A 21,241-nucleotide genomic window follows, 5' to 3' on the forward strand; every position below is an offset into this window, starting at 1 on the left:
TCGATGGGGACATCGGCCTGGTACACCGTCCCCCTTGAGGCAGCCCGCTTGCGATGAAGATCATGGCATTCGGCGTGCTCGTCCTCCTGTTTCTGGCGCCGGTCATACAGTGGCAACGACGGCGTGACGCCCGTCATTTCTTCGAACGGTTATGCGAGCAGGCACCCCTGCGTGTGCTGTCGGTCAAAGAGCGCGCCGCCCTGGCGCCGCTCCATGCCTGCCTTGACCTCACCGTGGATGCCGAGGTGCGCGCACTGAGCGGCCCCCATATCCGCGAAGTGTTGCGCAACCGGGGTATCTCATTCGTGCGGGAGAGCGTGGGCGGCGTGGACGTACTGCTGCCCTTTGATGCGGCGGACCACCTGGCCGAGCAGAACACCGCAGAGGTCGTTCTGGGGCCGGGCTATGCGATCGTGGTGCGGCTCAATGCATTCGATATCACCACAGCAGGGTCACGCGCGCTACGGACGCCCGCACGACACGTGGGCGAGCGCATGGAGCATCCGGAGGAACGCCGGCTCCGTCGCCGCCCCGGTACGCCGTGGGCGGCTGCCGGGTTGGCCCTGCTGGCCAATGCCTGCGGCGTGGCCCTGCTCTGGGACAACGGCCCGTGGGCCTGGGGCGTGCTGGGTGCAGGACTGGCCTTGATGCTGTTGTCGGCCGGCTTCTATCTGCGTCGGCAGGTTGGTCCGGCTGCCCTTCAGCCAATCGACCGGGTGCATGGTCGCCTGAACCGCTTGCAGCTTCTGCGCCCCGGCGATCCTGCGGGCACCGGATGTCACGTGTTGATCGGCAACGACCAGCGGATTCGCCCCTGCCACGACTGGAACGAATCGAAGGGACTGCAGGCGGGTCACCCAATCGAAGCCGAGATATACCGGCACAGCCGGCGCGTACTGTCCCTGGGTCCGGGCTGGTCGATGCTGGATGAGCATCGTCGATATCCACCAGTGCCGCTGGCGCGGCATGCCCTGATGCTCGCGGTAGCGCTGGTGTCGCTGTGCCTTGCGCTGAGTGCCAGCGATGGCCCCACCTACGAAGTGCAGCGCGCGATGCGATTGTTCTCGGCGCACCAGCTCCGTACCGATGCTGACCCCGGCAGCCTGCTGCAACGCCCTCCCGCCATCGGCGATGGTGTGCACCTGCGCGTGCGCGCAACGTGCGAGTTGGTGCCTCAGCAACGGCACGGCCATACCGTGGCCACCGCCGACTGCGACCGGGTCCGCTGGGGAGTGCCCCAGGTGCCGATGGCTGAACTGGAGATCGCAGAACCGATCCTGAGATTGGGGTCCTACGATACGCAGCTGCGTACGCAGTACGCCGGGACCACCGATCTGTTGGCACCCTTTCGCCAGGTAACCGGACTGGGCGACCTGCTGGAGCGCGTCGATGCCGCGTGCGTGCAGGGCCTGGATGCCTGCGGCGACCTTCAGTCAAGGTTGCTGCGTCTGCTGTCCTGGCAGAGCGATCACACCGCGCATGGCGACCAGGATTGGGCCTCGCTCATGCGCGCCGCCCGCCTCGCCAGCGATCAGGCGGGTCCGGAGGGCCTGGCGTTTCCCAGCCACGTGATCAGAAAGATCAACACCGCGGTCGAGCAGGCGGCCGATGCGCATGTGCTGTCGCGGTGGGCGGCGCAGACGCCTGCGCTGCTCGCACAGCAGCAGGGCGGCGTGGTCCTGGTGACGGCTTCGCCGGCTGAGTTCCACTCTGTCGGCGACGCCTGGCTCGGCACGGCGCATGACCAGTGGAAGCGCATGCGCGCCACCGCGACCATCGCTCGACCGGTCACCGTCTCTGGCACGGTCACTGCGCGTATCCACGATGGGCGCACGCAGTGGCTGGAGATTGATCCGACCGAGCCCTCCGATGCAGCCATCGCCGGGCTGGGCCGTTGCGCATGGCTGCTGGCAGCGCTGCTGCTGATGCTGTTCCACGCGGTACAGTGCGTGCGCTACGTGCCACGGGCCATCGCACGCCGCAGCGCGCTGGACGCGGACATCCTCCAGCGGCCAGCGCCGATGCACCGCTGGTCGCCCTGACCGATCAGGGCTCCCGCAGCACCGGGCACCCACCCTGCTGCGCACACACCTCCTGCGCGCGACGCTGCTCTTCGTCGGTCAGCTCCGGCGGTGGGCGGGCGCTCGCGGACTGGATCTGGTCGGGTCCGCCGGTAAGTTTGTTCACGCCCTGCGCAGCGGCGGCCAGCCCCTTGTTGATGCCCATCATCAGATAGCCACCGCTCATGCTGACCTGCTCCGGCGAGGGTGGTTCGCTCCAGGTGCGGCTGAAGCGGTTGGGCTGCACCTGTACCGGATTCTTGAAGCGGTACAGGTCCAGCGGTTCGTCGTCGGGCTTGAGGGCGCGCACCTCGCCCAGCGTGGTGACATCCCCCTGCGTTGTCGGGGGCGGCGGCTCCACGGGTTCGGGTGGCGCCACCTGCTGTGCCTGCGCGGCGGCGGCCAGCAGCAGGCTGGCCAGCAGAACTGCACCTTGGTGTCCACGTAATGCCACTGCGGCGCCATCCTTGTGTGTGCGGGCTCCCTCAAGCATACGGACGCCGCCTTCAGATTTCGTTGCTGGCAGCTGTCCAGATAGCGCGGGCGGGCACTGAACCATTCACCGGCCTGCATCGCGATGTCTCAGACATTGAGACGCGGTCATGTTTCCATAGCGTCCTTTGCAGACCGTTGTGACCATGGCTTACGAACTCGCCAAGCGCACCGAGGACGCCGAGCGCAACCTCGCCACCACCGATGGGCTGCCCTCGCGCGATGGTGCGCTGCTGACCGCGCGCCTGCAGCGGCGCTATAACGACCGCATCACCGGCAGCTTTACGATTCCCGCCCGCGAGGGCCAGTACGCGCCGATCCCGGCCGATGTGCCCGATGCCCTGGTCAACGCGCTGAAAGCACGCGGCATCGAGCAGCTGTACAGCCACCAGGCGCAGGCCTGGGAGGCCAGCCAGCGGGGCGAGCACGTGGCCATCGTGACCCCGACCGCCAGCGGGAAATCGCTGTGCTACACCCTGCCGGTGGTCAGCGCCGCCATGCAGGGCAAGGCCAAGGCGCTGTACCTGTTCCCGACCAAGGCGCTGGCCCAGGACCAGGTGGCCGAGCTGCTGGAGCTCAACCGCGCCGGCGACCTGGGCGTGAAAGCCTTCACCTTCGATGGCGACACGCCGGGCGATGCACGCCAGGCGATCCGCCTGCACGGCGACATCGTGGTCTCCAACCCGGACATGCTGCATCAGGCGATCCTGCCGCATCACACCAAGTGGGCACAGTTCTTCGAGAACCTGCGCTACGTGGTGATCGATGAGGTGCACACCTACCGCGGGGTGTTCGGCAGCCACGTCACCAACGTGCTGCGCCGGCTCAAGCGGATCTGCGCGTTCTACGGCGTGGAGCCGCAGTTCATTCTGTGCTCGGCCACCATCGGCAACCCGCAGGCGCATGCCGAGGCGCTGATCGAAGCGCCAGTCACCGCGATCACCGAATCCGGCGCGCCGACCGGGCCCAAGCATGTGCTGCTGTGGAACCCGCCGGTGGTCAATGCCGATCTCGGCCTGCGGGCCTCGGCGCGCTCGCAGAGCAACCGCATCGCCCGCATCGCGATCAAGTCCGGCCTGAAGACCCTGATCTTCGCGCAGAGCCGGTTGATGGTTGAAGTGCTCACCAAGTACCTCAAGGACATCTTCGACCACGACCCGCGCAAGCCGGCCCGTATCCGCGCCTACCGGGGCGGCTACCTCCCCACCGAACGGCGCGAGACCGAGCGGGCGATGCGCGCCGGGCAGATCGACGGCATCGTCAGCACCTCGGCGCTTGAGCTGGGCGTGGATATCGGCAGCCTGGACGTGGTCATCCTCAATGGCTATCCGGGCAGCGTCGCCGCGACCTGGCAGCGTTTCGGCCGCGCCGGCCGGCGCCAGCAGCCCGCACTGGGCGTGATGGTGGCCAGCTCGCAGCCGCTGGACCAATACGTTGTGCGGCATCCGGACTTCTTCGCCGACGCCTCGCCCGAGCATGCGCGCACCGCGCCGGACCAGCCGCTGATCCTGTTCGATCACATCCGCTGCGCCGCCTTCGAGCTGCCGTTCCTGGCCGGCGATCCGTTCGGCCCGATCGATCCGCTGGTGTTCCTGGAAGCCTTGGCCGAAACCGAGGTGGTGCATCGCGAAGGCGACCGCTGGGAGTGGATCGCCGACAGCTACCCGGCCAACGCGGTCAGCCTGCGCTCGGTCGCCGACGGCAACTTCGTGGTGGTGGACCGCAGCGACGGCAAGCAGCAGATCATCGCCGAGGTGGATTACTCCGCCGCCGCGCTGACGCTGTATGAAGGCGCCATCCACATGGTGCAGTCCACCCCCTACCAGGTGGAGCGGCTGGATTGGGAAGGCCGCAAGGCCTACGTCACCCGTACCCACGTGGACTACTACACCGACAGCATCGACTTCACCAAGCTCAAGGTGCTGGACCGCTTCGATGGCTGCATCGCCGGGCGTGGCGATTCGCACCACGGCGAAGTGCACGTGGTGCGCCGCGTGGCCGGCTACAAGAAGATCCGCTATTACACCCACGAGAACATCGGCTACGGCCCGGTCAATCTGCCCGACCAGGAGCTGCACACCACCGCGGTGTGGTGGCAGTTGCCGCAGGCGCTGCTGCTGACCGCGTTCGACAGCAAGCAGGAAGCGCTGGATGGCTTCCTCGGTGCGGCCTACGCGCTGCACATCGTCGCCACGGTGGCGGTGATGGCCGATGCTCGCGATCTGCAGAAGGCGGTCGGCAATGGCGATGGCGCGTGGTTCGCGGTGGCCGACCAGAGCGGACGCGGGCAGCTGCGCGGCGCCGAGTTCGATGCCAGCGCGATCGAGCTGCAGCAGCAGTTCGTGCCGACGGTGTATCTGTACGACAACTTCCCTGGCGGTGTGGGCCTGAGCGAACCGCTCTGGGTGCGCCAGGCCGAGCTGCTGCTGCGCGCGCGCGAGCTGGTGCAGGGCTGCGACTGCAAGGCCGGCTGCCCGGCCTGCGTGGGCCCGGTGCTGGCCGGCCAGGAGGACGATGCCACCACGCCCAAGGCGCTGGCGTTGAAGGTGCTGGATCTGTTCGACAGCGCCGCGCTGCCGTCTGCTGAAGAGCAGGAGCGCCGTAGCGCCGAGGTGGTGACCCCGTGAGCCTGAGCCTGGACAAGCTGCGCCTGCTGCGTCGGCAGGCCGGTGATGCGACAGCGGCGCCTGCCTCTGGTCCCGCCATCGCCGCTGCGCGCGGATCCGCTGCCGCTGACACGGGCGCTCCCGGCGACACGGGCAGCACCCCGCTTCCGCCCGCCGCCAACGATGCGCGTGCGCGTACGCCCGCACCGGCCTCCGTCTTCGGCTGGGTCGAGCAGGAGATCCGCCACAAGCCAACCGGTGCGGCCGCACGCGAGACCGCACCGGCGGTTCCCGCTGTTCCTGCTCCCGCGCCGGCGCTGCGCAAGCCCGAGATTGGTGGCCTGCGCCGTCTGCTCGGCCTGCGCGGCCGCGGCATCAGCACGGCCCCCGCGCGCGAGAACGCCAAGGACCGCCATGTGCCGGGTGAGGAGATCGCGCCGGGCCTGTTCCTGATCGAATCGTTCGTTATCCAAGCCATTCCGACCGAACCGTTGTCGCTGGCCTTCGCCAAGCGCGAGGGTGAACAGGTGCAGCCGCAGGACCTGCTGTTCTTCGATACCGAAACCACCGGCCTGGCCGGCGGCACCGGCACCCGCGCCTTCATGATCGGTGCCGCGGACTGGCACACGCATCCCGAACGTGGCGACGGCCTGCGCATCCGCCAGTTGCTGATGACGACGATGGCCGCGGAAACCGCGATGCTGCGCGAGTTCGCCGGCTGGCTGCAGCCGAGCACGGTGTTTTCCAGTTACAACGGGCGCTGCTACGACGCCCCGCTGCTCAAGACGCGCTATCGGCTGGCCCGGCAGCGCTGCCCGATCACGCCGCTGGATCACGTCGATCTGTTGTTCCCGACACGCCGCCGCTATCGCGGCACCTGGGAAAACTGCCGGCTGGCCACGATCGAGCGGCAGCTGCTGCAGATCGTGCGCGAGGACGATCTGCCCGGCTCGGAAGCGCCGGCTGCGTGGCTGAACTACCTGCGCGGCGGCAGTGCGGTGAACCTGCGCCGGGTAGCCGAGCACAACCACCAGGACGTGGTGACCCTGGCGCTGCTGATGCGGCGGCTGGTGGCCGAAGAACAGCGCGACCGGGAGACGTTGGCGCTGCAGGCCATTGACGCGGTGTAAAGGCCGGCCCACGGACACTGCGGGTACTTACCGTGGGAGGACCACCACATGCGTCTGAACCTTCTGTTCGCCCTGGGCTGTGCCCTGCCGCTGGCCGCCTGCAGCCCTCCGGCCAAGACCGCCGCGACGCCGCCGGACAGCCCGACCTCGACCGCCCCGCCTGCGGTAGCCGGCAGCGCCTCCCAATGCGACCCGGAAAAGCTCACCGGCCTGACCGGGCAGACTGCCACCGAGGCGGTGATCCAGAAGGCGGTGAAGGACAGCGGTGCCCGCAATGCCCGCGTGCTCAAGCCGGGCATGGCGATGACCATGGATTTCCGCGAAGACCGGCTCAGCATCGAAGTGGACGAACAGAACAGGATCGTGCGGGCCAACTGCGGCTAATCGGTTGAAGCCGGCGGCCTGGCACGCAGGCCGCCGTGGCGAACGGGGCGATCAGTTGCGCACGCGCTCCGCTTTGCCGCTGGCCAGTGCCTGATCGATCGCGGTGCGCACGTCGCGCACCGCACGCGCCGAGGCCACACTCTGCTGCTGTGCCAGGCGCGCCTGTTCCTTGCCCAGTTCGGCCTGCTCACGCGCCACCAGCGCGATCTGGCGGGCGTCCACCGCCCTGGCTGAGGCGGTACGTGCTTCGCGTGCGGCCTGGCTGGCGGCCGACGCCGCTGCACGTGACTGGCGAGCCCCTTGGCGGGCCGCCCGGTCAGCTTCGACAGCGGCATCCAGACCGGCATCGCGGATCGCGCTGTTGACCACCGCGCTGACATCCACCGAGGCCATTGCATCGGCCGTGATCTGCAACGATGCCGCCGCGATCTGTTGACCGATCGCCGCTTGGCGGTTGCCCAGCTCGGCCTGCGCCGTTCCCAGCGCGGCCACTTCCGTCTGGGTGTGTCCCAGCGCTTTGAGCACCGCCGGATCGCGGATCAGATAGCGGTCCTGGCCGCGGCGCACCCACAGCGCCGGTTGATCGTTGCCGGCATCGCGTCGTGCCTGCTTGAGATCAGCGACGGAGGCATCGACGAAATTGCTCTCGCCGCCAATCAACACGAAGGCCTGCGCGGGTTGACGCGTGATGTTGAGTTTACCGTGGGTCACGAAGCTCACGTCGTCAGCCAGGGCCTCGGGCGGCGCCGGTGCGCGCGGTGCAGCAGGAGCCTGCGGGGGCTGCGGGGCGGATACCGGCGGTGGCGCCGGCGGCGGTTCGGGTGCCGGGGCCGGTGGCGCGGGCGGGGTGGGCGCGGTCGGCGCGACCGGTGCCTGGGGTGCGGCCGGCGGCGGCGGTGCAGCCACCAGACGCAACGGTGCAATACCGATCACCACGAACAGCGCGGTGATTGCCAGCGAGGCCACGCGCGGGACGCTGCGGGTCTGCTGCAGCGTCCGCAGCCGGCGCTTGAGACTGCGCAGGTTCGGCGAGGCGCTGGCCACGCCGACGGCGGGACGGGGCGCCACACCCAGCTGCACCAGCAGGCGACCGTAGTCATGGCGGCAGTGATCATGCCCGGCCACCACCGCCCCATCGCAGGCTTCTTCGCGAGCCAGCGCATATTCGCGGGCCGCCACGTGGACCAGCGGATGGAAGAAGAACAGATGCTGCGACAACGCTGGCAGCAACCCCCACCACAGGTCACGGCGCTGCAGATGGATCAGTTCGTGGGTCAGCGCCATGTCCAGATCGTCCGCCGACATCGTCGGCAGCTCGCGGGCCGGCAGCAGCAGCACCGGCCGCCACGGGCCGATCAACTGCGGCGACCGGATCTGCGCGGAAAGCTTCAGCTGCGGTGAGCGCCGCAGGCCATGCGCTTCGGCGGCCAGTTGCAGCGCCTGCTGCAGGCCGGCGTCGGTGCACTCGGTGGCGCTGCGCACCAGCGCGCGGCTGGCGCGGTAACCGCGCAGGCTGTGCATCAGCATCAGCAGCACACCGGCAGCCCACGCGGCCAGCAGCAGCAAGGGCCAGGAGGCTGTCATCGTCGCCGACTCGAGCGCCGTGGCGGCGTACGTGACCGGCGCGGCCTGCACGGCGGCGTCGAACGCGGGCAGCGCCATCGCCGGTGCCGTCACCGCCGCCGGGGCCGGCAACACCGCCAGTTCCAGCGGGCTGCTCCAGAGCAGGCCGAGCACGGCCTGCGCGGCCACCAGCCACCACAGCCGGCAACGGGTGGCGGACGGCAGCTGCGGCAGCAGCCGGCACACGCCCCACACCAGCGCCACCAGCACCGCACTCTGTAGGCTGGTCCAGCCCAGCCGCATCAGCACTTCACTCATCATCATGTCCATGACTCAGCCCTCCCGCTTGCGTGACTGCAACTGTGCGACCAGCGCTTCCAGCTCGGCCAGTTCCTGATCGCTGACATCCACCTTGTGCGACATGAACGCCACGAACGGCGAGACCGAGCCCTGCAGCGTCTTCTCCACGAAGCTGGCCACGGCCCCCTGCACCACGCTGTCCTGGCCGCTGGTGGTGGCATAGCGGTAGACACCGTCCACCTGCTTGCGGCTCAGGTACGACTTGGCGCGCAGGCGCTCCATCATGGTCAGCACGGTCGAGCGTGCCAGCCCGCGCGGCTCCCCGAAGCCGGTGGCGACCTCCCCGACACTGGGGCGGTCCTGTTCCGCGATGTACTGCAGCAGGGCCAGTTCCTGGTCCCCGATCGTCTTGCCGCGCATGACGCTCTCCCTATGACTACACGTGTCGCTACCGTGCCAGTGACTACAGGTGTCGTCAAGTGCCGGATGGAGGGTGCCGACGAACGGTAGGCGGCGCAGTGGACAGCCCGTGGGCCTTAAACCTTTTCGCCCCGGCCCGCATCCAAGCCTTCGACCTGCCGCATTCCGCCGTGGCATCGCGCCCGCCTCGCCAAGGACCCACCGCATGCGTTCCACCCGTCGCGTGATCATGATCGTCGCCCTGTTGTTCCCGCTGGCCGTGCACGCCCAAGCCGGCAACGTGGACACCGCCAACCAGCAGACCCGGCAGTTCATCGGCCAGACCATGGATGCGCTGCGTATTCCCGGGCTGCAGATCGCCGTGGTCCAGGACGGGAAAGTGGTGCTGTCCGAAAGCCACGGACTGGCCAATGTCGAGAACAAGCTGCCGACCACGCGCGCCACGCGTTTTCCGCTCAACTCGGCGACGAAGTCATTCACCGCGGTGGCGATGATGCAGCTGGCCGAAGCAGGCAAGGTGAACCTGGATGCGCCGATCTCGGCCTATCTCGCCGACCTGCCCGACGCGTGGCGCGGGGTGCGGGTGCGCCAGTTGCTGGCACATACCTCAGGACTGCCGGACATTCTGGATGCACAGGGCCTGCTCGGCGGCGGGACCGAGGCGGCCGCCTGGACCGCCGTGACGCAACGCCCGGTAGACGCTGCGCCCGGCACCCGCTTCACGTACAACCAGACCAACTACGTGCTGCTGGCACGAATCATCGCCGCACAGTCCGCGATGCCGTACGACCGCTACGTAGCCACGCGCCAGTTCGATCTGGCCGGGATGCCGTCATCCACGTTCGGCGACAGCTACGACCTGATCGCCAACAGCGCCACGATCTACAGCTGGTTCCCGCGCCGCACCGATGCGCCGGACGCCGCGCCACGGCTCTCGCACTGGTTCTACGACATGACCCCCGGGCTGTGGGCTGGCGGCGGCATGCTGACCACTGGCGACGACGTCGCGCAGTGGCTGGTCGCGTTGACCGGCAACCGCTTGGTCAACGCCGCCGGCACCCGCCGGATGTGGACCCCGGAACGGCTCGATGACGGCAGCGACGGCGCATGGGGGGCCGGCTGGGCGGTGCTGCAACGTGCACCGCAGCGCCAGGTGGCCGGCATGGGCGGTGCACGCTCGGCCTTCATCGTCTACCCCGACCAGGGGCTGGCCATCGTGGTGCTGACCAACCTGGTCGGGGCCAACCCGCAGACCTTCATTCCACGGATCGCCGCGTTCTACGGCGTGGACGCGCCCGCGCCGGCGATCAGCCGCGCGGCCCGCCCATCACCGGCAGGATCACGCCGCTGATGTAGCTGGCGGTGATCGGCGAGGCGAGGAAGACGTAGGCCGGCGACAGCTCTTCCGGCTGCGCCGGACGGCCCATGTCGCTGTCCTGGCCGAACTCGGCTACATCCGGCGCCTTCTTGTCGGCCGGATTGAGCGGGGTCCAGACCGGGCCCGGGGCGACCGCGTTGACCCGGATGCCGCGTGGCAGCAGCTGGCTGGCCAGCGCCTTGGTGAAGGCATGGATGGCGCCCTTGGTGGCCGAGTAGTCCACCAGCGATTTGCTGCCGAACAGGCCGGTCTCCGAGCCGGTGTTGATGATGCTCGCGCCTTCGCCCAGGTGTGGCAGCACCGCGCGCGCCATCTGGATGTAGCCGCCGATGTTGGTCTGCAGGGTTTCCTGCAGGTGCTCGTCCTCGAGGTCTTCCAGACGATCGCAATGCAGCTGGAAGGCCGCGTTGTTGACCAGGATGTCGACACCGCCGAAGGCCTTGACGACCTGCTTGACGGCCTTGTTGCAGAACGCCGGATCGCGCACGTCGCCCGCGATCACCACGCAGCGGCCACCTTCTTTCTCGACGTGCTCGCGGGTCATCTTCGCGTCCTTCTTTTCATCCAGGTGCAGTACCGCCACATCCGCCCCTTCGCGGGCGAACAGCACCGCCACCGCGCGGCCGATGCCGGAGTCGGCGCCGGTGATGATCGCGCGCTTGCCCTTGAGCTTGCCGCTGCCCTGGTAGTCCGGCGCGAGGAAACGCGGGGCCAGCTGCATCTCGTGTTCGTTGCCCGGTTTGGCCAGCTGCTCGGCCGGCATTTTTTCCGGCTGGCGGCGCGTGCCCGCTTGGGTGGCCTTTTTGGCGGCCTTCGTGGTGGGCGCCTTCGCGGCCTTCTTCGCCGCACGCGCGTCCTTGGCCTTTTCCTGGTCCTGCAGACGGCGCTGGCGGGCCGCCACGCGCGCAGCGCGCGGATCGGTGGCGGCGGCCTTGCGGGTCGCGGTTTTGACGACCGGGGTACGGGCGCGTGGTTCGGCCGCCGCGGCAGCCGCCTCCGCCGGACGCGGACGCTTGCGGGAAGTGGGGGTCTCGGTGGTCTTACGGGTTTTGGCCGTGGCCATGTTCGACTCCTGTTGCCGGATCAGATGCGTGGGTCTCACGCGGGCGCATGTTCGTCGCGGCGATGGCCGCCGTGGAATGCGCAGCCCCACTATGGTCAACCCGGCGGCCAGGGACGGTGAATGGAGCGTGCCCACACCGTGTAGAGATTCATGCGCCGCATACGGGCACCGATGCACCCTGAGCGCAATTCCCATGGAGTGCGTCGCATGCTTCGTTACCTGTCCGCGGCTGTGGCCGTCCTTGCTTTGTCCGCCTGCAGCAGCACCCCTGTCGCGCAGGTCCAGCCGATCGACGGCGTCATTTCCGGCCAGTGCCACGTGGACAAGGTCCGCGGCGCCGTGGGCCTGGCGGCATCGCAAGCCACGGTCGAGCGTGCCCGCGTGGACAGCGACAGCTTGCAGGTCATCGTCGTGCGCAGCGAGCGTGCCGCAAGTGGCGCCACTGCCAGTGGCGCGGCCAATCCCACCCCGGGTGCAGAACAGGGCGGCGAACGGCTGACCATCGAAACCGGTCGTACCAACAACATCACCGCACTCTACTGCGGCTGACCGCTACGCTCATCCCGCGCGGGCACGCCGGACGGTGCGCCGCGCGGCCTTGAGCACTTTCAGCGTGGCCAGTTCCCACTGGCGCTCGCCACGCAGGCCGGCAAGGGCCTTCAATGAGCCGGCCCGCCAGCCATCGAATACGCAAGGATCGATATAGGCCTTGCGGCACACCGACGGTGTGTTGCCCAGCAGGTTGGCGACCTCGCATACCACCTGTTTCTGCAATGCTGCCAGCGCGCGCTCACTGGAGGGTTCGGGCAGCTCGGTCACGGCAAGCTGACGGATCGCCTCCAGCGTGCCGCCCCAGGTGCGGAAGTCCTTGGCGCTGAAATCCTCGCCCATCGCATCGTGCAGATAGTCGTTGACCATGCCCGAGTCCACCGGTTGGACCGCGCCATCGTCATCGCGATACTGGAACAGCGCCTGCCCGGGCAGCTGCTGGCAGCCACGGATCAGCTTGACCAGTTCGCGGTCATCCACATCCACCTCATGCGCCTGCCCGGACTTGCCCCGGAAGCGCATCTGCGCCCGGCCGCCCTTGACCAGCGCGAGGTGGCGGTTGCGTAGCGTGGTCAGCCCGTAAGAGCGGTTGTCACGTGCATAGACTTCATTGCCAACGCGCACCAGCGTTTGTGCCAGCAGCGCCACCACGATCGCCAGCACCTTGTCGCGTGGGAAGCCGGGCAGCTTCAGATCGCGGCGCAGGCGCCGGCGCAGCGTGGGCAGGGCGGTACCAAAGGCAATGATGCGATCGAACTTGCCATCGCCCCTCACTCGCGCCCAATCGGCGTGGTAGCGGTACTGCTTGCGTCCGCGCGCGTCCCGCCCAGTGGCCTGCAGATGGCCGTTGGGCAGTGCGCAGATCCAGACATCGGTGTACGCCGGCGGGATCGCCAGCGCGCGGATCCGGGCCAGGGTGGCGGCATCGCGGATCGCCGCGCCATCGGCATCGCGGTAGGCAAAGCCCTTGCCGGCCTTGCGGCGGGCAATGCCCGGCAGTTCATCGCTGACATAGCGCAGGCCGGCCTGGCGGGCGGCGGCGGCTTCGGGGGTAGTGGTGCGGCTCGGGCTCATGGACGCGGCGCGGATCAGGGAAACGCAGTGTTACCGCTGCCGGTGCGGCGCCGCGTCAATAACGCAACACAAACACCTCACGCCGCGCTTGGCGATATCCTCCAGTGTTTACTGGCTCGCTTTCTGGAGTACCGATGTCGTCCCTGTCGTTCCGCCGCGTGCGGCGTTCTTTCGGGCTGATTGCCCTGTTCCCCGCCCTGCTGGTCCTCGGTGCGTGCAGCGCCCCGCCGATGGACGAGCAGGAGGCCGTCGCCACCCATGCGCAGAAGGCGGCCGAAGCCGCCGCCGCGCCGACCGACGAAGCCGGCAAGGCGACCGAAGCGCCGCCGGTCGGCAGCTGCGATGCCACCCAGGTGCAGAGCCTGGTCGGCCAGCCCTATACCGCCGAGCTCGGCAGCCAGGCCCAGCAGGATGCCGGCGCCACCAGCGTGCGCGTGCTCAAGCCGAACGACATGACCACGATGGAGTTCATCGGCGAGCGTCTGAACGTGGAAGTGGATGCCAAGAACGTGGTGGCTGGCGTCCGCTGCGGCTGAACAGGCGACGGAGAAAACCCCTGAAACACAGGGGTTTGGTTGCGCCTGCAACCGTGTATTGCGGCGTTGCAGCAACTATGCTCTAGTCGAGTCATCCGGTGCCTCCAGATGCGCTCAACGGATTGAGCGGGGACGAGTGTCGCCGCTCACCCGACATTGAGGCAGAGATGGCCCCCCGCAACCGCCAAGGGCTTTACGACCCGCAAGATGAGCGAGATGCCTGTGGTTTCGGCATGGTCGCCCAACTCGACGACCAGCCGTCCCGACTGCTGGTCGACACGGCTATCGCCGCACTCTCGCGCATGACCCACCGCGGCGGCGTCGCCGCCGACGGTGTCACCGGTGACGGCTGCGGCCTGTTGCTGCGCCGTCCCGACGTGTTCCTCAAAGCGCTCGCCGCCGAGGCCGGCCTCACCCTTGCCGCGCGGTTCGCCGCCGGCGTGGTGTTCCTGCCGCACGACCCCACCGACGCACAGGCCTGCCGCGACACGCTGGAACAGCAGCTGCGCGCCGCCGGCTGCCAGCCGGTCGGCTGGCGCGTGGTGCCCACCGACCCCAGCGTCTGTGGCCAGCTCGCCCGTGACACGCTGCCGCATATCGAGCAGGTGTTCGTCGATGCCGGTGCCACGCAGGACGAGGCCGCCTTCACCCTGGCCCTGTTCCTGGCCCGCCGCCGCAGCGAACAGCAGCTGCGCGAGCACGCCGATTACTACGTCACCACGCTCAGCCCGAATGCGATCAGCTACAAGGGCATGGTGCTGCCGGACAAGCTGAGCCGCTTCTACGTGGATCTGCAGCGCAACGATCTGGCCTCCAGCGCCATCGTGTTCCATCAGCGCTTCTCCACCAACACGCTGCCGCGCTGGCCGCTGGCGCATCCGTTCCGGATGCTCGCCCACAACGGCGAGATCAACACCATCGAGGGCAACCGCCGCTGGGCGCAGGCGCGCAGCAAGGTGTGGAAGACCCCGCGCTTCGACATCGGCGAGTTCGACCCGGTGATCTCCATGCATGGCTCGGATTCGCAGAGCCTGGACAACATGCTGGAGCTGATGGTCAGCGCCGGCATGGACCTGATCCAGGCGCTGCGCATCCTGGTGCCGCCGGCGACCCAGTCGCTGGAGTTCAAGGACCCCGACCTGGCCGCGTTCTACGAGTTCTACGGGCTCAACAGCGAACCGTGGGACGGCCCGGCCGGCATCGTGGCCTGCGATGGGCGCTATGCCGCCTGCACGCTGGACCGCAACGGCCTGCGCCCGGCGCGCTGGATGCTCACCTCCGACCGCCACTTCCTGGTCGCCTCCGAAGCCGGTGTGTGGGAAGTGCCGGCCGAGCGCGTGGTGCGCAAGGGCAAGCTGGGGCCGGGCGAGATGATGGCCATCGACCTCAAGCGCGGTGACCTGCTCGACTCGGACGCCATCGACCGCATCAACCGCGGCCGCGCACCGTACAAGCAGTGGCTGCAGCAGGGCGTGACCTATCTGCAGACCGAGCTGATCGATCCATCACTGGTGGAAGAGCCGTTCGACGAGCGCACCCTGCGCAGCTATCACAAGCTGTTCCAGCTGAGCACCGAAGAGGTCGAGCAGATCCTGCGCCCGCTGGCCGAAACCGAGCAGGAAGCCACCGGCTCGATGGGCGATGACACGCCCATGGCCGTGCTCAGCCAGCACAGTCGCCCGCTCTACGACTACTTCCGCCAGGCGTTCGCGCAGGTCACCAACCCGCCGATCGATCCGCTGCGCGAAGACTGCGTCATGTCGCTGTCCACCCAGCTCGGCAAGGAGACCAACATCTTCCATGCCGGTGCGGAGACGGTGAACCACGTCATCCTCAATTCGCCGGTGCTCAGCCAGCGCAAGCTGCGCCAGCTGATCAAGATGGAGCAGTACGCCGACAAGAACCGGCTGATCGATCTGTCCTACAGCCTGGACGAAGGCCTGAAGGCGGGCATCGAGCGCATCTGCGCCGAGGCCGAGGCGGCCGCCCGCGAGGGCATCGTGATGCTGCTGCTGAGCGACCGCTACCCGGTCGCCGACCGGCCGATGGTGCATGCGTTGCTGGCCACCAGCGCGGTGCACCATCACCTGTCCAACGCCGGGCTGCGCTGCGACGTCAACCTGATCCTGGAAACCGGCACCGCGCGCGACGCGCACCACATGGCCTGTCTGCTCGGCTTCGGTGCCACCGCGGTGTACCCGTACCTGGCCTACCAGACCCTGTTCGACCTCGGCCGGCGCGGCATCCTGCAGTTGAGCAAGGGCGGCGAGCAGTCGCAGATCGGCCGCCGCTACCGCAAGGGCATCTACAAGGGCCTGTCCAAGATCATCTCCAAGATGGGCATCTGCACCGTGGCCAGTTACCGCGGCGCGCAGCTGTTCGAGATCGTCGGCCTCGATGACGAGGTGGTCGACCTGTGCTTCCCGGACACCGCCTCGCGCGTGGCCGGCGTGGGCTTTGCGCGCCTGGACGACGAAGCCCGCGAACTCACCGTGCGTGCCTGGAACGACCTGCTGCGCCCGGATGTGGGCGGCGTGCTGAAGTACGTGCACGGCGGCGAATACCACATGTACAACCCGGACGTGGTCATGACCCTGCAGCGTGCCGCGCGCAGTGGTGATGCCGCGGACTGGCAGCGCTACTGCGAGGCCGTGCACGGCCGCCCGGTGTCGGCGCTGCGCGACCTGCTGCAGCTCAAGGCCGCGCCCACGCCCACGCCGCTGGACGAGGTGGCCCCGGCCGAAGACCTGTTCCGCCGCTTCGACACCGCCGCCATCAGCCTGGGTGCGTTGTCGCCCGAGGCGCACGAAGCGCTGGCCATTGCCATGAACCGGCTCGGCGGCCGCAGCAACTCCGGCGAAGGCGGCGAAGACCCGGTGCGCTACGGCACCGAGAAGCGCAGCAAGATCAAGCAGGTGGCCTCGGGCCGCTTCGGCGTCACCGCCGAGTACCTGGTCAACGCCGAGGTGCTGCAGATCAAGGTCGCCCAGGGCGCCAAGCCCGGCGAAGGCGGCCAGCTGCCCGGCCACAAGGTCAACGAACTGATCGCGCGGCTGCGCTATGCCAAGCCGGGCATCGGCCTGATCTCGCCGCCGCCGCACCACGACATCTACTCCATCGAAGACCTGGCCCAGCTGATCTACGACCTCAAGCAGGTCAATCCGACCGCGCTGGTGTCGGTGAAGCTGGTCAGCCATGCCGGCGTCGGTACCATCGCCGCCGGCGTGGTGAAGGCCGGCGCCGACCTGATCACCGTGTCCGGCCATGACGGCGGTACCGGTGCCAGCCCGGTCAGCTCGATCCGCTATGCCGGCGTGCCGTGGGAACTGGGCGTGGCCGAGTCGCACCAGGCGCTGGTGGCCAACGACCTGCGTGGGCGCACCCTGCTGCAGACCGACGGTGGCCTGAAGACCGGCCTGGACGTGATCAAGGCCGCGCTGCTGGGCGCGGACAGCTTCGGCTTCGGTACCGCGCCGATGATCGTGCTGGGCTGCAAGTACCTGCGCATCTGCCACCTCAACAACTGCGCCACCGGCGTGGCCACCCAGGACGAGCGCCTGCGCGCGCAGTACTTCACCGGCCTGCCCGAGCGCGTGGAGAACTTCTTCCGCCTGCTGGCCGAGGAAGTGCGGGGCTGGCTGTCCTACCTGGGCGTGCGCTCGCTGGACGAGATCGTCGGCCGCACCGACCTGCTGCAGCAGCTGGAGGTCTCGCCGCGCCCGGGCGTCAAGGTGGATCTGTCGCGCCTGCTCAACCCGGCCGAGTACGCCGGCAGCCACTGCGCCGCGCAGCGCCTGTACGAATCGCCGGACAGCCTGGCCACGCAGATGGACGGCCTGCTGGCCCCGGCCATTGCCGGCAAGCTCGGCGGTGAACACCGCTTCCTGATCCACAACACCGACCGCTCGATCGGCACCCGCCTGTCCGGTGAGATCGCGCGCACGCACGGCAACCAGGGCATGAGTGATGCGCCGCTGACGCTGCGTTTCCGCGGTACCGCCGGGCAGAGTTTCGGTGCGTTCAACGTGGGTGGCCTGCAGCTGGAGGTGGAAGGCGAAGCCAACGATTACGTTGGCAAGGGCATGGCCGGCGGCCGACTGGTCGTGCGCCCGCCGCGTGGCGCGCGCTTCGAAGCACGCAACACCGCGATCATCGGCAACACCTGCCTGTATGGCGCCACCGGCGGCGAGCTGTTCGCGGCCGGACGTGCCGGCGAGCGCTTCGGCGTGCGCAACTCCGGCGCGCTGGCGGTGATCGAAGGCGCCGGTGACCACTGCTGCGAATACATGACCGACGGCATCGTGCTGGTGCTGGGCAAGGTGGGCCTGAACTTCGGCGCCGGCTTCACCGGCGGCCTGGCCTACGTGCTGGATATCGACCGCGATTTCGTGGACCGCTACAACCACGAGCTGATCGACATCCACCGCATCTCCGCCGAAGGCTTCGAGAACCACCGCCAGCACCTGCATACGCTGATCAGCCGCCACCGCGAGCTGACCGGCAGCATCTGGGCGCAGCAGATCCTCGATGAATTCCGCGATTACGTCGGCAAGTTCTGGCTGGTCAAACCGAAGGCGGCCAGCATCGAATCGCTGACCGAATCCCTGCGCCGCGCTGCCTGACCGGGGTCACGGCGCCAGCCCCACGCCGGCGCTGTACATCCCACCGCTGTAGTGCCGGCCGCTGGCCGGCAACCTCAAATCGTAGTGCCGGCCGTTGGCCGGCAACTCACCACCGCAGGGCCCACCGATGAGCCGCAAGCAAGCTTTCCAGTTCCTCGATCTGCCCCGGACGATGCCGCAGCGCATCCCGGTCGAACTGCGCACCTCCGGCGACTGGGGCGAGCTGTACGGCAAGTTCGGCAAGGAAGACGCGCAGTTCCAGGCCGGCCGCTGCCTGGACTGCGGCAACCCGTACTGCAGCTGGAAGTGCCCGGTGCACAACGCCATCCCGCAGTGGCTGCAGCTGGTACAGGAAAACCGCATCCACGAAGCGGCCACGCTCTGCCATTCCACCAACCCGCTGCCGGAAGTGTGCGGCCGGGTGTGCCCACAGGACCGCCTGTGCGAAGGCAGCTGCACGCTGGAGGAATTCGGCGCGGTCACCATCGGCGCCGTGGAGAAGTACATCGTCGATACGGCGCTGGCCACCGGCTGGCGCCCGGACATGAGCGCGGTGGAAGCCACCGGCAAGCGCGTGGCGGTGATCGGCGCCGGCCCGGCCGGGCTGGCGTGCGCCGACAAGCTGGCGCATGCCGGCATCCAGGCCGTGGTGTATGACCGCTACGAACAGATCGGCGGGCTGCTGCAGTTCGGCATCCCCAGTTTCAAGCTCGACAAATCGGTGATCAGCCGCCGCCGCAACGTGCTGGAGGGCATGGGCGTGCAGTTCCGCCTCGGCGTGGAGATTGGCCGCGATGTGAGCATCGATGCGCTGCTGGCCGAGTACGACGCGGTGTTCGTCGGCACCGGCGCGTACCGCTATACCGATGGTGGCCTGCTCGGCCAGGACCTCAAGGGCGTGCTGCCGGCGCTGCCGTTCCTGGTGCAGAACAGCCGCATCGTCAGTGGCAGCGATGCCCACGGCCGGCCGATTGCCGGCTGGGAAGACCAGATCGCCCTGCCCGACCTGGAGGGCAAGCGCGTGGTGGTGCTGGGCGGTGGCGATACCGGCATGGACTGCGTGCGCAGCGCGATCCGCCTGGGTGCGGCCAAGGTGACCTGTGCCTACCGCCGCGACGAGGCCAACATGCCCGGCTCGGCGCGCGAAGTGGCCAACGCCCGCGAGGAAGGCGTGCGCTTCCTGTTCAACCGCCAGCCGCTCTCGATCGAAGCCGGTGCGGACGATGAAGTGATCGGGGTGATGGTGGTGGAAACGCATCTGGACGAACCGGATGCCCAGGGCCGCCGCAACGCAGTACCGATCGAAGGCAGTGAATCGCTGCTGGAAGCGGACGTGGTGATCATCGCCTTCGGCTTCTCGCCGACTGCGCCGGCCTGGCTGACCGAACAGGGCGTGGAAGCCGGCCACAACGGCCGCATCGTGGCCGGTGGCAGCGGCCGCCTGCCGTTCCAGACCGCCCACCCGCGCCTGTTCGCCGGTGGCGATGCGGTGCGCGGTGCGGATCTGGTGGTGACGGCCGTGGCCGAGGGCCGCGATGCGGCCGGCAGCATCGTGCAGCTGCTTTCGGCGTAACGGCGCCCTACCGAAGCGCGCCTCTCAAGCGGCGCGCGGGACCGCAGGTACCGGCGTGTGACGCACGCCGGCGCGCTCGATCTCCAGTGCCATCAGCAGCTCGATGTTGTCCAGCTGGTCGCGGATGCGGCGGTTGCTGACCACATCATCGTGGCCGCGGCCCATGTGCGCATCGAGCATGCGCGCCAGCCCGGCCAGCAGCACCTCGGCATCGGCCCGGGGCGCCTCGCGCAGCACCGTGGCCAGCGCACGGATGCGGCGGCCCGTCTCCGAGGCGGGCGATGATGAGGAGACGATGGGGGAACGGGGGAGGGTCATGGCAGGGGTTTCCTGATTGACGGACGACCACCACTGTCGGATACGGCCCCTCCCGAGACCATGCAACAACTACGAAACTGCGTGAAGACGCGTGATCTCCATCACTGTTCGATGCTTGCTTCCCCGCAACCTGAGCGGATTACACTGGCGCGGTCTTCCTCTGGACTGCCCTCATGCGCATCGGCTTGGCCGCGAACCGCCTGCATCACCACGACAAGCACGCCGCGCTGTTCCGCTGGCTGCGTGCCAGCGATACCGGCCTGCGCGAACTGGGCGTCGAGCTGCATGCGGTCGGGCGCACCTTCGATGCGATCCAGCGGCTGGGCTTCCTGCAGGACTTCGCCCCGCTGCGCCGCTACCCCAACGGCCGCGAGGGCGGCCTGATGAAGCTGGTCGCCGAGGTGGTCGGGATGGGCACGCCGGACCGCACGCTGGACGGCGCGATCTACCTGATGGACCCGGTCGATCCGTCCTCGGTCTTTCCCGAAGCGACCGCGCTCAAGCGCCAGTGCGTGATCCACGGCAAGCCCTTCATCTCCACCGTCGCCACCGCGCGCGACTGGGTCGAGGTGGAGCGCCTGCATGCTGGCCTGGCGCCGGACCCGGGCGCCGATGACCTGCACGCCTTCGAACAGCACACGCTGGCCCTGATCGCGCATGACGCGATGAAGCCGGCGATGCTGGCCTTCGCCGATGAGCACTTCGCGGTGCTGTCGCGCTTCCGCCGCCGGGTCGGCACCGGCACCACCGGCCAGCGCCTCAACGAACTGGCCTGGAGCCGCGGCTGGCCGCAGGGCGAGGAATGGGTGACGCGCTACCAGAGCGGCCCGATGGGCGGCGATGCGCAGATTGCCGACCGCGTGCTGGAAGGCCACTGCCAGCGCGCGATCTTCTTCGAAGACCCGCACGTGGCCCGCCAGCACGAAGCCGACATCCAGCTGCTGGAGCGCGCGGTCACCACCGTGACCGACCAGGCCGTGTGCATCACCGCGCCACGGGTGGCGGCGCGCTGGGCGCAGGCCGCCACCGCCCGCGCCACCCGGTAGGTACCGACCGTTGGTCGGTACGCCAGACCCCGACGAATCGATGGTCGGCCGATGCGCCACACACCGGTAGGTACCGACCGTTGGTCGGTGCGCCAGGATCGCGGGGTTGGATGTCATGCGCAGCCGA

The 21,241-nt window shown here is 68.6% G+C and carries 16 protein-coding genes; 10 read left to right on the forward strand and 6 right to left on the reverse strand.

Features of this window, described 5'->3' with window-relative positions; genetic code table 11:
- Positions 1-53: 53 nt before the first annotated feature.
- On the forward strand, positions 54-2,042 hold the full coding sequence (locus ABE571_RS09155) for an IgaA/UmoB family intracellular growth attenuator (RefSeq protein WP_346493591.1): 1,989 nt from the start codon (positions 54-56) through the stop codon (positions 2,040-2,042).
- A gap of 4 nt (positions 2,043-2,046) precedes the next feature.
- Here the strand turns inward: ABE571_RS09155 and ABE571_RS09160 are convergent, their stop codons facing one another.
- Positions 2,047-2,553, reverse strand: a complete 507-nt coding sequence (locus ABE571_RS09160) for a hypothetical protein (RefSeq protein WP_346481137.1) — start codon at positions 2,551-2,553, stop codon at positions 2,047-2,049.
- A gap of 145 nt (positions 2,554-2,698) precedes the next feature.
- On the opposite strand from ABE571_RS09160, the gene ABE571_RS09165 reads away from it, so the two are divergent.
- The 3 genes from ABE571_RS09165 to ABE571_RS09175 are packed head-to-tail and all read left to right on the forward strand — an operon-like array spanning position 2,699 to position 6,672.
- Positions 2,699-5,179, forward strand: coding sequence for a DEAD/DEAH box helicase (locus ABE571_RS09165; RefSeq protein ID WP_313211192.1), 2,481 nt, complete (start codon positions 2,699-2,701; stop codon positions 5,177-5,179).
- Positions 5,176-6,288: a ribonuclease H-like domain-containing protein gene (locus ABE571_RS09170; protein WP_346493592.1), complete on the forward strand. Its 1,113-nt coding sequence runs from the start codon at positions 5,176-5,178 to the stop codon at positions 6,286-6,288. The genes ABE571_RS09165 and ABE571_RS09170 overlap by 4 nt, the downstream gene beginning before the upstream one ends.
- Positions 6,289-6,336: 48 nt before the next feature.
- Positions 6,337-6,672, forward strand: a complete 336-nt coding sequence (locus ABE571_RS09175) for an I78 family peptidase inhibitor (protein ID WP_313211190.1) — start codon at positions 6,337-6,339, stop codon at positions 6,670-6,672.
- A 51-nt stretch (positions 6,673-6,723) separates the two neighbouring features.
- Here the strand turns inward: ABE571_RS09175 and ABE571_RS09180 are convergent, their stop codons facing one another.
- Both ABE571_RS09180 and ABE571_RS09185 read right to left on the reverse strand, forming a co-directional pair.
- Positions 6,724-8,553, reverse strand: coding sequence for a M56 family metallopeptidase (locus ABE571_RS09180; RefSeq protein WP_346493593.1), 1,830 nt, complete (start codon positions 8,551-8,553; stop codon positions 6,724-6,726).
- Positions 8,554-8,568: 15 nt separating this feature from the next.
- Positions 8,569-8,955: a BlaI/MecI/CopY family transcriptional regulator gene (locus ABE571_RS09185; RefSeq protein ID WP_019184134.1), complete on the reverse strand. Its 387-nt coding sequence runs from the start codon at positions 8,953-8,955 to the stop codon at positions 8,569-8,571.
- Between the two features lie 205 nt (positions 8,956-9,160).
- On the opposite strand from ABE571_RS09185, the gene ABE571_RS09190 reads away from it, so the two are divergent.
- On the forward strand, positions 9,161-10,306 hold the full coding sequence (locus tag ABE571_RS09190; RefSeq protein ID WP_346481140.1) for a serine hydrolase domain-containing protein: 1,146 nt from the start codon (positions 9,161-9,163) through the stop codon (positions 10,304-10,306).
- On the opposite strand, the gene ABE571_RS09195 is transcribed toward ABE571_RS09190, so the two are convergent.
- On the reverse strand, positions 10,263-11,396 hold the full coding sequence (locus ABE571_RS09195; RefSeq protein ID WP_346493594.1) for an SDR family oxidoreductase: 1,134 nt from the start codon (positions 11,394-11,396) through the stop codon (positions 10,263-10,265). The two genes, ABE571_RS09190 and ABE571_RS09195, sit on opposite strands and share 44 nt — an antisense overlap.
- Before the next feature lie 207 nt (positions 11,397-11,603).
- On the opposite strand from ABE571_RS09195, the gene ABE571_RS09200 reads away from it, so the two are divergent.
- Positions 11,604-11,945, forward strand: a complete 342-nt coding sequence (locus ABE571_RS09200; RefSeq protein WP_313211186.1) for a hypothetical protein — start codon at positions 11,604-11,606, stop codon at positions 11,943-11,945.
- Positions 11,946-11,954: 9 nt separating this feature from the next.
- On the opposite strand, the gene ABE571_RS09205 is transcribed toward ABE571_RS09200, so the two are convergent.
- Positions 11,955-13,019 carry a DNA topoisomerase IB gene (locus tag ABE571_RS09205; protein WP_346481142.1) on the reverse strand — a complete coding sequence of 355 codons (1,065 nt, stop codon included), beginning with the start codon at positions 13,017-13,019 and terminating at the stop codon, positions 11,955-11,957.
- 134 nt (positions 13,020-13,153) lie between these two features.
- On the opposite strand from ABE571_RS09205, the gene ABE571_RS09210 reads away from it, so the two are divergent.
- From ABE571_RS09210 to ABE571_RS09220, 3 genes are all read left to right on the forward strand, one after another.
- A complete protein-coding gene (locus tag ABE571_RS09210) occupies positions 13,154-13,555 on the forward strand; it encodes an I78 family peptidase inhibitor (RefSeq protein WP_313211184.1) in 402 nt (133 codons plus the stop codon).
- Positions 13,556-13,722: 167 nt separating this feature from the next.
- A complete protein-coding gene (gltB, locus tag ABE571_RS09215) occupies positions 13,723-18,177 on the forward strand; it encodes a glutamate synthase large subunit (protein ID WP_346493595.1) in 4,455 nt (1,484 codons plus the stop codon).
- Positions 18,178-18,304: 127 nt separating this feature from the next.
- The gene (locus ABE571_RS09220; RefSeq protein ID WP_313211182.1) at positions 18,305-19,750 is read left to right on the forward strand and encodes an FAD-dependent oxidoreductase; all 1,446 of its coding nucleotides are present in this window, start codon (positions 18,305-18,307) and stop codon (positions 19,748-19,750) included.
- Positions 19,751-19,774: 24 nt separating this feature from the next.
- Here the strand turns inward: ABE571_RS09220 and ABE571_RS09225 are convergent, their stop codons facing one another.
- Positions 19,775-20,068, reverse strand: a complete 294-nt coding sequence (locus ABE571_RS09225) for a hypothetical protein (RefSeq protein ID WP_313219827.1) — start codon at positions 20,066-20,068, stop codon at positions 19,775-19,777.
- Positions 20,069-20,241: 173 nt separating this feature from the next.
- Here ABE571_RS09225 and ABE571_RS09230 point away from each other — a divergent pair, with 173 nt between their 5' ends.
- On the forward strand, positions 20,242-21,114 hold the full coding sequence (locus ABE571_RS09230; protein WP_346493596.1) for a methylglyoxal synthase: 873 nt from the start codon (positions 20,242-20,244) through the stop codon (positions 21,112-21,114).
- The last annotated feature ends 127 nt before the right edge of the window (positions 21,115-21,241 follow it).

Source organism: Stenotrophomonas sp. TWI273, assembly GCF_039674765.1.
In the GTDB taxonomy this organism is placed as follows: Bacteria; Pseudomonadota; Gammaproteobacteria; order Xanthomonadales; family Xanthomonadaceae; genus Stenotrophomonas.